Origin of the sequence: Rothia sp. ZJ1223, from assembly GCF_016900985.1 — a bacterium.
Lineage (GTDB): Bacteria > Actinomycetota > Actinomycetes > Actinomycetales > Micrococcaceae > Rothia.
Window position 1 is genome coordinate 78,238 of sequence record NZ_JAFEUT010000003.1, and the last position, 13,820, is coordinate 92,057.

A 13,820-nucleotide genomic window follows, 5' to 3' on the forward strand; every position below is an offset into this window, starting at 1 on the left:
TTAGGTTCTATGCCTCGCGAGTTTCTTCTACTGACTCGTCCTCGTCCTCAGGCTTCTTGTAAGGATCAGCCTCACCAGCGTAGGACGCGCCCTCAGCCGCAGCGGCAAGCTCGGCATCGCGTTCACGGGTCTTACGCAGCAAATCTTCAAGATGAGCGGCGTTCACAGGAACCTCGTCAGAAACAAAAGTGAGAGTAGGGGTCAATCGAGCAGTGATGTTCTTGCCCACTTCTGAACGCAAAATACCCTTCGCTGATTCAAGAGCAGCCTTAGTGGATGCCTGCTCTTCTTCGCTGCCAAAAACGGTGTAGTAGATGGTTGCGTGCTGTAGGTCGTTAGTGACGCGAGCATCGGTCACAGTAATGAAACCCAAACGGGGGTCTTTAATGCGGCGTTCCAGAGCCTGAGCCACAATAACCTGAATACGATCTGCCAGTCGGGCGGCGCGTGCTGCATCTGCCATGATTATTCTTCTTTCCTCTTTCTTCAACGGCGCACTCAAGCACCGCTCTTATCTGTATCTCTAACTCTATCGTGCTCATAACCCTCCATGCACCGCGAGTTCTCACCTATCAGAAAATTTTCTCGGCACGCCAATAAATCGCAAGTGTTAAAAGGGTGAGCCGGTCACTATCGCTAGTAACCGGCTCACCTTACACGCTAGGGTGCGTTAGCTCACCTACGAGTGAGGATTAGACGCGAGGCTTTTCACGCATCTCCCAGGTCTCAATGATGTCGCCTTCTTTAATATCGTTGAAGGAGCCCAAACCAATACCACACTCGAAGCCCTCACGGACCTCGGTAGCATCATCCTTGAAGCGTCGCAACGACTCAATCTTGAGCTTCTCGGAGATAACCGAGCCATCTCGTACCAGTCGAGCGTTAGCGTTGCGCTTGATGAGGCCGTTCTTGACGATTGAACCTGCGATGTTACCCCACTTGGAAGAGCGGAATACTTCGCGTACTTCAGCTGAACCGAGTTCAACTTCTTCGTACTCGGGCTTGAGCATGCCCTTGACTGCCTGCTCGATTTCTTCAATCGCGCGGTAGATGACGGAGTAGAACTTCATCTCAACGCCTTCGCGATCAGCAAGTTCTGCAACGCGCTCTGCAGGGCGAACGTTGAAGCCGATGATAACCGCGTTATCAACGGTTGCCAGGTTCACGTCGTTCTGGGTAATCGCACCAACACCGCGGTGGATAACGCGCAACTGAACTTCGTCGCCGCCAACCTCAATCTTCATGAGTGATTCTTCCAGAGCTTCAACAGCACCTGAAACGTCACCCTTGATAATGAGGTTGAGGGTGTCCATCTTGCCTTCAGCCACAGCGGCATCGAAGGATTCGAGGGTCACGCGCTTGCGGCGCTTAGCCAGCTGAGCATTACGATCTGCTGCCTCACGCTTTTCAGCAATCTGGCGTGCGGTACGCTCTTCCTCGGTAGCCAAGAAGGTGTCACCTGCGCGGGGCACGTTCGACAGACCGAGCACCTGAACAGGACGTGAGGGGCCAGCTTCCTCAACGCTGTTGCCCTTCTCATCGAACATCGCGCGGACGCGACCGTGGGCTGCACCTGCAACGATGGCATCGCCAACGCGCAGAGTACCTGACTGAACCAGGACGGTTGCAACGGCACCGCGCCCCTTATCAAGGTTAGCTTCAATGGCAACGCCGCGAGCTTCCTTATTGGGGTTAGCCTTAAGTTCTAGAGCACCATCGGCAGTCAGAACAACTGCTTCGAGCAGTTCATCGATATTCAGACCGTTACGAGCTGAAACGTCAACGAAGAGGGCGTCGCCACCGTATTCTTCGGGTACCAGACCATACTCGGCCAGCTGGCCACGTACCTTATCGGGGCTTACGCCTTCCTTATCGATCTTGTTGACAGCTACCACGGTCGGCACGTTTGCTGCCTGTGCGTGGTTCAGCGCTTCAACGGTCTGAGGCATAACGCCGTCGTCCGCAGCAACCACCAGAATTGCAATATCGGTAACCTTGGCACCGCGGGCACGCATAGCGGTAAACGCCTCGTGACCGGGAGTGTCAATGAAGGTCAGTGCGCGGTCTTCGCCGCCAACTTCGGTGTGAATCTGGTAGGCACCGATGTGCTGGGTAATGCCACCAGCTTCACCATCGATAACGTTGGTGTTACGGATAGCGTCGAGCAAGCGGGTTTTACCGTGGTCAACGTGACCCATAACGGTAACAACCGGCGGGCGGAATTCCAGTGCGTCGTTTTCTTCTTCAGCAACAGCTTCTGCTTCGAGATCGATCGCGAAGGATTCCAACAGTTCGCGCTCTTCGTCCTCGGGTGAAACAACCTGAACCTTGAAGCCGAGCTCTGCACCCAACAATTCAAAGGTCTCTTCATCCAGTGACTGGGTCTGAGTCGCCATCTCGCCCAGATGGAAGAGAACGGTAATCAGTGATGCGGGGTTTGCATTAATCTTTTCAGCAAAGTCCATGATGGAGGCACCGCGGCGCAAGCGCACTACGGTGTCGCCGTTACCGCGGGGAACAACTACGCCACCTACTGCTGGTGCCTGTAGCTGATCTTGCTCGCGGCTCTTGTTCTTACGTCCCTTGCGCTTACCGCCGCCGCGGCCGAAAGCTCCCTGAGCGTTACCGCGACCGCCGCCGGGGCCACCGCGACCGGGACCGCGGTTGAAGCCGCCACCGTTACCGCCAGCGCCGCCACCACGACGAGGGCCGTTTCCTGAACCTGAGCCACCGCGACCGGGTGCCGGAGCAGCTGCCATCTTGGTGGGCATCATATTCGGTGAGGGGCGGTTAGCGCCACCTGCGGGCCGCGGTGCCGCGTTGTTGTTTGAGGATGCATTGTTACCTGCGGGGCGGGGACCGCCGTTACCTGCACCTGCAGGACGCTGACCGTTACGACCAGCCGGACGAGGGCCGCCATTGCCTGCGGGGCGGGGTCCGCCGTTGCCAGCGCCACCGGGACGGGGTCCGCCGTTGCCACGCTGAGGACCGCGACCACCGGGACGAGGACCGCCGTTACGACCTTCACCGCGTCCGCCTTCGTTGCGCTTCATGCCCTGGTTGTTAGAGAAGGGGTTGTTGCCGGGGCGGGGCGCACCGGGCTTAGCAGCAGGACGCGGTGCAGCAGGCTTGGGAACGCTGGGGCGGGGTGCGTCCATACCCTGGTTAGTTGAGAAGGGGTTGTTGCCAGGGCGGGGACCACTCGGCTTCTGCGCTGAGTTAGCCTTGGGAGCAGCAGCAGGCTTAGGAGCTTCTGCTTTCTTTCCAGCGGGAGCTGAAGTCTTTTCAGCAGGTGCTGAGGTCTTAGCTGCGGGCTTAGGCACAGGCTTGTTAGCACCGGGCTTAGCAGGGCTCTTTGCGGCACCGGGCTTGGGTGCTGATGAACCTGGCTTAGCAGCCGGAGCAGGTGCTGATTCTGCTGGGGGAGCAGCATCGGGGAAGGCAGCGCGCAGTTTTTTGACTACAGGCGGTTCCAAGGTTGATGCTGCGCTCTTGACGAATTCGCCAAGTTCTTGAAGCTTAGCGACAGCTTCTTTTGAGGGGATTCCGAGCTCTTTAGCGATCTCGTGAACGCGGGGCTTAGCCACTTTTCTCCTGTCCTGGCTCGCACCAGGACGGCGCGAACCTTCAGTTTTTAGTTAAATGCGCAACGGTGATTACCGTTGCACCGTGATGTTTGCCGGAGGCAGAGCACACAAAAGTACTCATTGTGCGGCACTCATTGGTTGTTTTCCATCAGTTCTCTGACTCGCTTTCGTGATTTCAAGCCGTCAAACTCGTTGACTTATTCGTTTCGCGCAGAGATTTCTCTGCATTCACCCTCATCGAGACTTTCAACCAATTCACCGGTTGGAATGTTTTCGAGGTGGGTTGCATTGACGCGGGCACGAAATGCTTTGTTGAAAGACCCTCGTTTAAGGGCTGTGGCAAAGCACTGCGGGTTCGGGTGAACCCACGCGCCGCGTCCTGATGCGCGTTTAGCGGTATCGAGAAAAACCACCGGTGTACCGGTCGCTTCTTTCTTGAGCGCTACACGTAATAAAGACCCGCGGCTATCGGTGGTGCGGCACCCGATGCAGGTACGAACGGGTACAGCGGTAAGTGCTGTTACCTGTTGCGGGTTTTCCTGCATACTGATGGGGTACCTTCTTTCGATAAGGCGCAAGGTCTTTATTCTTAGTTACCAGTCTAGCCCTTTTGTGGGGGCTAGAGGTAACTTAAGTAGTTTAGCTCTCTTAAGCTTCTTCGGTAGCAGCGCGGGCTGCTTCAGCCTCGTTGAAGCGTGATTCAGAGATGATGTCGATGCGCCAGCCGGTCAGTTTCGCTGCCAGACGTGCGTTCTGCCCCTCTTTGCCAATCGCCAGAGAGAGCTGGTCATCGGGCACAATAGCGCGGGCTGACTGGGTAGCAGGATCGGTCACATCAACTGAGACGACCTTGGACGGTGAGAGAGCCGAGCGAATAAAGACAGTGGGATCCTCGTCGAAATCTACAATGTCGATTTTCTCGTTGTTCAAATCTGACATGACGGCACGCACGCGCGAACCCATTTCACCGATGCAAGAGCCCTTGGGGTTAATGCCGGGCTTGGTAGCGCGCACAGCAATCTTGGTGCGGTGACCAGCTTCGCGGGCAATTGCCATGAGCTCTACTGAACCGTCCTGAATTTCGGGGACTTCGTGCTCGAAGAGACGACGCACTAGGTTGGGGTGCGAGCGCGAGAGAACAACAGAGGGACCCTTCTGACCGCGCTTAGCCTCAAGAAGGTAGGCGCGGATGCGGGTGCCGTGGCGGTATTTTTCGCCGGGAACCTGCTCTGAGCTGGGCAGAACTGCCTCAACAGTGCCCAGGTCAACCTGCACCATGCGGGGGTTCTGACCTTGCTGAATCAGACCTGAAACGAGTTCGCCTTCGCGGTCGCGGAACTCACCCAAAACGTGGGAGTCTTCAGCATCGCGCAGACGCTGGGTGATAACCTGACGCGCTGTGGATGCCGCGATGCGACCAAAGTTGTTGGGGGTGTCGTCGAATTCGCCAATGCGCTGGTCATCTTCATCGAGCTCGGGCGCCCAGATGGTGATAGCGCCAGTCTTACGGTCGATTTCTGCGCGTGAACCGTGAATAGCTCCAGGCTGCTTGTTGTACGCCAGCAACAGGGCGCTTTCAATCATTGGAATGAGCTCCTCGATAGAAATATCGCGCTCTTTTTCCAGCAAACGCAGGTTGCTCAAATCAATATCCATATTGCTGGCCCTTCTTTCGTGATAACAGTACAGGGACGCTGTGAGCGTCCCTGCGTGAAAATTTATGAACCCTTCTCACAGTTTGCTCGACGCTGCGCAAACTGAGACAAAAGTAATGAGTTGTCTCTTTGATTCTATCGAATACAGGTTAGTTGGTGAACTCAATTTCTACTTTTGCGGCAGAAATTGTGCTCCATTTGATAGTTTCGGGGTCTTTGTAGGAGGGTTTTTGCCCCTTCTTCGTTTCTTTTTTACGGGAAATCACAGCGCCGGCGTCGGTGACTTCGTGTAGGCGTGCCAGGAACTTCTCACCCTGCACGTCGGTGATATTAATCAGGCGACCGATGGAGCGCTTCCAGTGGCGGCGTTCGATCAGCGAACGAGTAGCTCCGGGTGAAGACACTTCAAGGAGGTAGGGAGAGTCGCCGTCTTCTAGCTCATCGAGCTTGGCGCTAATTGCCTGGGATACTTCAGCCAGTGTGTCGAGTGAAACGAAGTCAGTGCGGTCTTCGTGCAGGTCGACAATGATTTCGAGAGTCTTGTTAACTCCATTGCCTTTTGTCTTGAGGGCTTCCAGGTGCAGACTGAATTGGTCGATCATCGGTAGCAGGTTCTCACGCAGTTCATCTACGTTGAGGAAGAACTGTTGAGGGGTGGGGGTGGTGGTGCCTGTTGCTGCGCGTTCAGCGGCGCGGCGGTCGCGGGCATTTGCTGCGTCTTTGTTTTTAGCCATTGATGTACTCACCTCGGGTAGTTGAACGTAGATACCAGTCTAACGCACCGTGTAAGGTGTGTTCGTGGGCAAGTTAGTTGCAGGCGCTTGTCGTTGTTAGTTGATGAGGTTGAGGGTTCATGCGTTTTCTCACGTGGGGTGCGGTCATTGCCACCGTAGTGGCAGTGGTTTTTGCACTGCTGGGCTTTTCTGCGGTAGGTCAGCAGAATAAGGTGTATGAGAGCCTGAGCGGTGAACGCACGATAGCTCAGCATATGCTGGCGGTACAGGCGCACGGTGACCTCAGCGATGAACAAGACCAGATTGTGCAGGACGCGCTGGAGCAGCTGCCCGAAGCCGCGGTTGAGCAAGCGCGTCAGCAGCCTGCAGATTCCCAGGTATCCTCGCAGGAGCTGTTCGAACGTCTGGTTGCCGCAAGCCTTGAGGCGCAAACCCCTCAGCAGCGTGTCTTTACCGCGCAGACAGCTCACAGCTGGCTTTCTGCTACCCAAGAAACTGACGAGGAGCTTTCGCGAGAGACAATCGATGAGGCATTTAAACACGAAAGGGTAGGGCAGTGCGAGGTTACCGAAGAAACCGGCGCCTCAGGTGCTGAAGCTGACCAGATGCAGGCAGTAAGTACTGTAGATGCGCTCGCCCAGTCTCTCTACTCCCTCAAGTACTACGCCGAGGTCTCCAGTGCCAGGGCTGATTTTGCCGGGTATACCGCAGAAGAAGCTGCCGCCCTTGAAGATGCAGGTCACTACGCACGTCAGGTTCTTACTGAACTTGAAGCAGAACTAAACTGCACCGACCACTCCCCCACGCAGCGTCCTAGCTATGTACTCGATAACGGCGCGGTGACCAATGCGCTGGCTACCTACCATGGCGTTATTGATCAAAACCTACTGGCAGTATTGGCAGACCCAGCCTTCAACGATGCCTCAGATGTACACCTTATCGCTCTAGATGCCCTGCTAAGGGCATAGCAACCTACCAGCTTTGACGCTCTAGGACGCGAGCGCGTCCCACCCCAATTTGAGAATCAACGCACTGACCACAACTACCATGAGCACCCGAATGAAGCCAGCGCCGCGGGCAATAGCTGTGCGCGCTCCCCAGTAACCGCCCACCATATTGGCAAACCCCATCAGTAGGCCGAGAGCCCAGATTTGGTGACCACCCAGCGTAAAGAAAATGAGAGCGCCAAGGTTGGTTGCAGCGTTAATGATCTTGGTCTGCGCGACAGATTGCAGCATAGAGTATCCCAGAAAAACCACCGTGCCCATCATCAAAAACGATCCGGTGCCAGGGCCCAAGATACCGTCATAAAAGCCGATTCCTGCCGCAAGCCCCAAAGCGATGCCCAGGTGTTTTCTGCCCGTGAATCTCAGTGCTGTAAGCTCCCCTTCGGCAGGCTTAACGATAGTAAACACAAGCACCGCGAAGAGGGCAACGATAATAATGGGCGTGAACACTTGGGCAGGAATTATCGTGGCAGCCGCTGCCCCGCCACAACTCGCGCACAGGGCTAGAGTAGCCATCGGCAAAGCCGTTTTTATATCGGTAGTGGTTCGCCGGTAGTAGGTCACGGCGCTGGTGATAGTACCGCAGATAGAACTCAGCTTATTCACCGCGAGCGCTTGCACCGGTGTGAGTCCAGGAACCAGCAACACCGCCGGTAGCTGAATGAGCCCACCGCCACCCACTACCGCATCCACCCACCCTGCCAGTAAGGCAGCGAACAAAAGCAAGATGATAGCGGTAGGGGCTAAGGCTTCCATACGACAAGGCTACAAGAAGCACCGTCTCAGCCCCACATCATTATTGAGGCTCGACGCGCCGCCTAAAAATAATAAAAGGCAGGTACCCCACTGCACTTTGGTGGGGCACCTGCTTTGACACTCACCGGCGTTAGCCGCGAACCTCAGCAATAACTTCATCGACTGCGGTGGCTACCTGAATATTGCGTGCCTCGCCACTACGACGATCTTTAAGCTCAAGTACGCCATCTTTGTAACCGCGACCAATCACCACAATAGTGGGAACACCCAGCAGTTCAGCATCACCGAACTTCACACCGGGGGATGCCTTGGGACGGTCATCGACCATCACCTCAAGACCAGCTGCCTCCAGCTCAGCAACCAGTTCATCACCGTAGGAGAAAATTTCCTCGCCCTTGCCGGTAATAACCACATGCACATCTGCCGGTGCCAAGTGACGGGGCCAGATCAAGCCCTTCTCATCGTGGTTTCCCTCGGCAATAGCTGCCAGCGCACGGGTAACGCCGACGCCGTACGAACCCATAGTGACGGTCTGCAACTTACCGTTGTTATCAAGAACCTTCAAACCGAGCGCCTCAGCGTACTTGCTACCAAGCTGGAAGATGTGCCCCATCTCGATACCGCGAGCTGCTTCCAGCGGACCAGAACCATCGGGAGCCATATCGCCCTCACGCACCTCGCACGCCTCAACGACACCGTCAGCGGTGAAATCGCGTCCAGCAACCAGGTAGTAGACGTGCTTGCCATGCTCATTAGCACCGGTAATCCAGTCAGAACCATCGACGACGCGAGGGTCAAGGAAGTAGGGAATACCAGTGGTTGATTCTTTGCCCAACAAGGGCGCATCCAGGGTCAAACCGGGGCCGATGTACCCCTTAACCAGCTGGGGGAAGTTCTTGAGATCTTCTTCGGTTGCCGCCTCGACCTCAACTTCGCCACCAATACCCAGCAGGGCACCGATGTTCACCTCAACACGAGCCATATCTACTGCGCGGTCGCCAGGAAGACCGATAGCAACCATGTGGCGCTCGCCAGCCGGATCAATCACAGCAACGATAACGTTTTTGAGGGTGTCAGCCGCTGCCCAATCACGACCTTCTCTGGGGTACAGCTTATTAGACTGATCAACCAGGGTTTCGATGGTCGGGGAATCAGGGGTTTCGAAAACCTGCGCTACCGGAGTGTTCGATGCATCCACGGGGTCGGGAACCACCGTAGTGACCGCTTCAACGTTAGCGGCGTAGCCACCTGCTGAGCGCACGAAAGTATCTTCACCGATAGCAGTGGGGTGCAAGAACTCTTCTGAGCGGGAACCACCCATAGCGCCGGACTGCGCCTGCACAATGACGATGTCCAAACCCAGGCGTTCAAAGATTCGCTGGTAGGCAGCGCGGTGCGCCAGGTATGCCTCTTCAAGACCAGCGTCGTCAATATCGAAGGAGTAAGAATCCTTCATCACGAACTCGCGTCCGCGCAACAGACCCGCACGCGGACGCGCCTCGTCGCGGTACTTGGTCTGAATCTGGTACAGGGTCACCGGAAGGTCTTTGTAAGAAGAGTAGAGATCTTTTACAAGCAGGGTGAACATCTCTTCGTGGGTGGGTGCCAAGAGCATATCGGTGCCCTTACGGTCTTTGAGGCGGAAGAGGTTATCGCCGTACTCGTCCCAACGGTTGGTGGTCTCATAGGGCTCACGCGGCAGCAGGGCAGGAAAGTGAACTTCCTGAGCACCGATAGCATTCATTTCTTCACGCACAATGTTCTCGACCTTGCTCAGAACCTTCAGACCGAGCGGCAACCAGGTATAAATACCGGGTGCGGCACGACGAATGTAGCCGGCACGCACCAGTAACTTGTGGCTTGCGACTTCGGCATCTACCGGGTCTTCACGCAAAGTGCGCAGAAAAAGGTTTGAAAGGCGAGTTGCCACCGTGAATCTTATCCAATCTTTGTGTTGAGCTCGCACAGCACACCCGTAGGCTGCCTGCATTTAGTATCTCTAGCAGTTTACCGCGTCCGCCTGCCCTCTTTCATACAACAAAAAAGGACGTTACAGCAAAATGCTACCAAGTGTATGTCAGGCTACTAGTGATGTGTTCCGTCAGGAACTACATGAGTACATGCTTCTCAGCAGCACCAGAGGCACTAGAAAAGAATCGTCGAAAACGTATTAATCTGTTCGAAGCCAACAGCCCGGTAGAGCGCACGAGCGCGCGCATTATAGTCATTGACGTAGAGCGAGATGTGAGCGTAGCGGGGTCGAATCAACTGGCATACTTGGGCAAGGAGCGGCGCCGAAAGTCCATGACCGCGGTATGCCGGGTGCAACCAGACCCCCTGCAACTGGCAGTGGTTGTTGTGGGCAAGCCCCAAATCTACTTTGAAGACCACCACGCCCTCACTGTTCGTTGCTACCAGGGAGCGTCCGCCAGTGATGAACTCGCTGACACGTCGAGCATAGCCCGTAGCGTCCCGTTCGAGCGGGTCGTAGCCCACCTCCTCGGTGAACATAGCGACTGAGGCTTGCAAAAGTGATGAGCGGTCGGTGGTGCGCGCCCAGCGCACACCGTAGTCAATGGCTGGCACGCGCAGGTTATGCCGGTAGAGGTCTGCCTGTGCGTGAAGCTGCGTATGAGGAGCAAGGTAGAGCAGTGGCTGGTGGGGGCGTTCGTCCATGACCGACTGAAAGCCATGCTGGGAGCGCTCCCACAACGGCCGCACAAGCTCTGCAACCCCAAATATTGAGGCGAGATACCTGCTGTTGCTCATGATAAATTCGGCGGTAGCATCAAGGTACTGCTCGGGTACCTGCAACGGTACGCAGTTGCCACACAACCAGATGGCACCCACCAGCTCTTCACGCGGTGCCGGTGTGGTAGTGGCTGACCGCCCCAAAAAATGCTGGGTCATAGTGCGAATAACCTGCGGTACCGGGTTCGCAGTCTCTGAGTAAGCCGATAAACTACCGGGATCAGGTACTTCACGCTCAAAAATTCCTACAAACCCGTAGGGCGGACGCACCGGCAGCGCCCTACCCGTGGCAGGCAGCCCAAAGGTATTCAGATGCTCGGCTTCAAAGAGATGAGCCACCGGATCATATGACATCATCCGGTGAAGGTCTTCGAAATACTGGCTGGTCAGCGGTCGAAGAATCACACGTTGATCGCGTGCAAATTTAGGTTTCATATACCCCGGCGGCTCGTTAGTGTGTCTAACCCCTTACAGAACAAGAGGGGCTATCACGCATTAGTTGCTGACATTGACGGAGGGGGTACCCTCTGGAACGTAGAGACCGCTGGCTTCCATTTCAGCTGCAATGCGGTTAGCTTCTTCGATGAGGGTTTCAACAATCTGGTCTTCAGGAACGGTCTTGATAACCTCACCCTTGACGAAAATCTGGCCCTTGCCGTTGCCCGAGGCAACACCCAAATCAGCCTCGCGTGCTTCACCAGGACCATTGACGACGCAACCCATGACAGCAACGCGCAGGGGCACCTTCATGCCCTCCAAACCTGCGGTGACGTTCTCTGCTAGCTCCCACACATCCACCTGCGCGCGTCCACACGAGGGGCACGAAACAATATCGAGCTTACGCGGACGCAGGTTCAGCGATTCAAGAATTTGTGAGCCAACCTTGACCTCTTCAACGGGAGGGGCAGACAAAGAAACACGAATGGTGTCACCAATGCCATCAGAGAGCAAAGCACCGAAAGCAGTCGCGCTTTTGATGGTGCCCTGGAAGGCAGGACCAGCTTCGGTCACGCCCAGGTGCAGGGGCCAGTCACCGGCAGCAGCCAGCTGACGATAAGCCTCCACCATAATCACGGGGTCATTGTGCTTCACCGAAATCTTGAAGTCATTGAAACCGTGCTCTTCAAAGAGGGAAGCCTCCCAAACAGCTGACTCCACCAGAGCCTCAGGAGTGGCGCGTCCGTACTTTTCAAGGAGGCGCTTATCAAGCGAACCACCGTTAACACCAATACGAATAGAGGTGCCGTGATCTTTCGCCATCTGTGCGATCTCTTTGACCTGGTCATCAAACTTGCGAATGTTACCGGGGTTCACACGCACAGCACCACAGCCTGCTTCAATTGCCTGGTAGACGTACTTGGGCTGAAAGTGAATATCAGCAATCACGGGAATCTGTGACTGCTTAGCGATAATAGGCAGTGCCTCAGCGTCCTTATCAGTGGGGCAGGCAACGCGCACAATATCGCAACCAGCAGCGGTCAGCTCAGCGATCTGTTGCAAGGTTGCACCGATATCGTGGGTTTTTGTGGTGGTCATTGACTGCACCGAAACGGGTGAGTCAGAACCAACACCAACCTTGCCCACAGAAAACTGACGGGTCTTGCGACGCGGTGCCAAAGTGGGCGCAGGCGGCAGGGGCATTCCTAGATTGACCGCGGTCAAAGCGTTCCTCCAAAACTTACGTTTACTCTTTAGTTTTAAAGAGCATAGTGTGTCATCTTCTATTGTGCACCAGTACACGAGGTTTTATGAAGAGACTTAGGCTGGCTCACAGCTAAATGCACCAGCGTTATCTACAGGGCTTAGAACAGGCTCACCGGCTTGAAAATATCAGCAACAATAAGCACCAACGACATCACCATAAATGAGCCCGCCACCACGAAGGTCAGCGGCAGCAAACGCGCAGCGTCAAAAGCTCCGGGGTCTGGTTTACCAGCAAGACGAGCGAACCCTCTGCGTACAGACTCCCACAGAGCACCCAAGACGTGCCCGCCATCCAAGGGCAAAAGGGGAATAAGGTTGAAAGCAAAAAGAAAAAGGTTCAAAGTACCAATCATCGACACCAAGGTCGCAGCTTTTTCTTTCAGGTTAATCTGATCGGTGGCAGCCACCTCACCGGCAATACGCCCTACGCCCACCACCGACATAGGACCATCGGGATCACGCTCCCCGTTGGTTGCCAAGACCACCGCAACGTCCCACACACGGGCAGGCAATCTCAGTACGGACGCGTAGATGCTACGCAGCTGCTCCCCCACTATTGGCATGACTTCCCCGGCAGTTCCCGGTACCAGCTGCGTGTCAGGACCCACACCAATAAAGCCAACATCACGGGTTTTATAGCTACCATCAGGGTTGGTTTCATAGCTGCCAGTAACCTCATTAAAGAGAGGACGCGCAGTCAGCATGGGTTCAATACGTAGTTGCTTCTCTTCCCCCTCACGCAACACCGTCATAGAAACTTCCTTATTAGCATGAGCGCGAATAAGTTCGGTCAGCTGTTCCCAGCTATCAATACGCACACCGGCAAACTCAACCACCGTATCGTTGAGCTGCACCCCGGCAAGAGCCGCCGGAGCTTGAGGGTCTTTATCGGTGCAAGTGGCAGCATTTTCCTGGGCAGCAACTACCGTCTTAACGCACTCGCTCATGGAAGCAACGGTCGTAGTCGGTTGCGCCGAACCAAATCCCAGAATCAATACGGCGGTACACACCACGCCAATTGCAAGGTTCATCAGTGGCCCACCCAGCATAATGATGATCCGCTTATAAATAGGCAGTTTATAGAAAACCCTGTTCTCGTCCCCCGGTTGCAAGCGCTCATAGTCGGTAGCACGCGCGTCCTCTACCAGCTGACTAAACGGACCGGTAGTACTAGCGCGCAACCCCGCCTCAGCGTTCGACGGCGGGTACATACCTATCATCGAAATATAGCCACCCAGCGGAATCGCTTTGACACCGTACTCGGTTTCACCGCGACGCCACGAAAAGAGAGTTTTGCCGAAGCCAATCATGTACTGGGGTACCCGCACACCAAATTTTTTGGCAGGTAGCAGATGCCCTACCTCGTGCAGACCGATTGAGAAGCCGATGGCGAGAGCCATGATCAGCACACCTACCAGAAACAAAAGTATTCCCACTTAACTGATGACCTTTACTTTTTCGCGTTGCGTGTTAGGGTTCGGGTAAGCCCCCTTACCTCTGCATATAGCATTTCGATAGTACCCCTCTAACCTGGGAGTCTTCGAGGTGCTTACCTATATTGCTTGATGGCGAAAGCGTTGTCTACATCAGCGGGGCTTGAGGTCATTTTCACCTGTTTGTTGAGGT

Annotated in this window: 11 protein-coding genes; 1 reads left to right on the forward strand and 10 read right to left on the reverse strand. The window is 55.3% G+C overall.

Features of this window, described 5'->3' with window-relative positions:
* Positions 1 to 7 precede the first annotated feature (7 nt).
* The 5 genes from rbfA to rimP all read right to left on the reverse strand — a co-directional run bounded on the left by rbfA (position 8) and on the right by rimP (position 5,976).
* Positions 8 to 463 (reverse strand): 30S ribosome-binding factor RbfA, encoded by a 456-nt coding sequence (gene rbfA / locus JTP09_RS04670; protein ID WP_204877294.1) that lies wholly within the window; start codon positions 461 to 463, stop codon positions 8 to 10.
* A gap of 229 nt (positions 464 to 692) precedes the next feature.
* On the reverse strand, positions 693 to 3,587 hold the full coding sequence (infB, locus tag JTP09_RS04675) for a translation initiation factor IF-2 (protein WP_204877295.1): 2,895 nt from the start codon (positions 3,585 to 3,587) through the stop codon (positions 693 to 695).
* A 197-nt stretch (positions 3,588 to 3,784) separates the two neighbouring features.
* Positions 3,785 to 4,132: a YlxR family protein gene (locus JTP09_RS04680; protein WP_204877296.1), complete on the reverse strand. Its 348-nt coding sequence runs from the start codon at positions 4,130 to 4,132 to the stop codon at positions 3,785 to 3,787.
* A 103-nt stretch (positions 4,133 to 4,235) separates the two neighbouring features.
* The gene (gene nusA, locus JTP09_RS04685) at positions 4,236 to 5,243 is read right to left on the reverse strand and encodes a transcription termination factor NusA (RefSeq protein ID WP_204877297.1); all 1,008 of its coding nucleotides are present in this window, start codon (positions 5,241 to 5,243) and stop codon (positions 4,236 to 4,238) included.
* A 148-nt stretch (positions 5,244 to 5,391) separates the two neighbouring features.
* Positions 5,392 to 5,976 (reverse strand): ribosome maturation factor RimP, encoded by a 585-nt coding sequence (gene rimP / locus JTP09_RS04690; protein WP_204877298.1) that lies wholly within the window; start codon positions 5,974 to 5,976, stop codon positions 5,392 to 5,394.
* 119 nt (positions 5,977 to 6,095) lie between these two features.
* On the opposite strand from rimP, the gene JTP09_RS04695 reads away from it, so the two are divergent.
* Positions 6,096 to 6,944, forward strand: coding sequence for a hypothetical protein (locus JTP09_RS04695; protein WP_204877299.1), 849 nt, complete (start codon positions 6,096 to 6,098; stop codon positions 6,942 to 6,944).
* A gap of 21 nt (positions 6,945 to 6,965) precedes the next feature.
* Here JTP09_RS04695 and JTP09_RS04700 read toward each other — a convergent pair whose 3' ends face one another.
* The 5 genes from JTP09_RS04700 to JTP09_RS04720 all read right to left on the reverse strand — a co-directional run bounded on the left by JTP09_RS04700 (position 6,966) and on the right by JTP09_RS04720 (position 13,630).
* On the reverse strand, positions 6,966 to 7,739 hold the full coding sequence (locus JTP09_RS04700) for a TSUP family transporter (RefSeq protein ID WP_204877300.1): 774 nt from the start codon (positions 7,737 to 7,739) through the stop codon (positions 6,966 to 6,968).
* Positions 7,740 to 7,869: 130 nt separating this feature from the next.
* Entirely contained in the window at positions 7,870 to 9,669 is a 1,800-nt protein-coding gene (locus JTP09_RS04705; RefSeq protein ID WP_204877301.1) for a proline--tRNA ligase, read from the reverse strand.
* 215 nt (positions 9,670 to 9,884) lie between these two features.
* The gene (locus JTP09_RS04710; RefSeq protein WP_204877302.1) at positions 9,885 to 10,925 is read right to left on the reverse strand and encodes a GNAT family N-acetyltransferase; all 1,041 of its coding nucleotides are present in this window, start codon (positions 10,923 to 10,925) and stop codon (positions 9,885 to 9,887) included.
* A gap of 60 nt (positions 10,926 to 10,985) precedes the next feature.
* Complete coding sequence (gene ispG / locus JTP09_RS04715; protein WP_204877303.1) at positions 10,986 to 12,152, reverse strand: flavodoxin-dependent (E)-4-hydroxy-3-methylbut-2-enyl-diphosphate synthase; 1,167 nt, start codon at positions 12,150 to 12,152, stop codon at positions 10,986 to 10,988.
* 140 nt (positions 12,153 to 12,292) lie between these two features.
* Positions 12,293 to 13,630 (reverse strand): RIP metalloprotease, encoded by a 1,338-nt coding sequence (locus tag JTP09_RS04720; RefSeq protein ID WP_204877304.1) that lies wholly within the window; start codon positions 13,628 to 13,630, stop codon positions 12,293 to 12,295.
* Between the last annotated feature and the right edge of the window lie 190 nt (positions 13,631 to 13,820).

What these genes read in the sequence shown, in the direction of transcription:
- JTP09_RS04700 (WP_204877300.1), bottom strand. Translation starts at nt 7,739, where the DNA reads ATGGAAGCCTTAGCCCCTACCGCTATCATCTTGCTTTTGTTCGCTGCC.
- rbfA (WP_204877294.1), bottom strand. Translation starts at nt 463, where the DNA reads ATGGCAGATGCAGCACGCGCCGCCCGACTGGCAGATCGTATTCAGGTT.
- rimP (WP_204877298.1), bottom strand. Translation starts at nt 5,976, where the DNA reads ATGGCTAAAAACAAAGACGCAGCAAATGCCCGCGACCGCCGCGCCGCT.
- JTP09_RS04710 (WP_204877302.1), bottom strand. Translation starts at nt 10,925, where the DNA reads ATGAAACCTAAATTTGCACGCGATCAACGTGTGATTCTTCGACCGCTG.
- nusA (WP_204877297.1), bottom strand. Translation starts at nt 5,243, where the DNA reads ATGGATATTGATTTGAGCAACCTGCGTTTGCTGGAAAAAGAGCGCGAT.
- JTP09_RS04695 (WP_204877299.1), top strand. Translation starts at nt 6,096, where the DNA reads ATGCGTTTTCTCACGTGGGGTGCGGTCATTGCCACCGTAGTGGCAGTG.
- JTP09_RS04680 (WP_204877296.1), bottom strand. Translation starts at nt 4,132, where the DNA reads ATGCAGGAAAACCCGCAACAGGTAACAGCACTTACCGCTGTACCCGTT.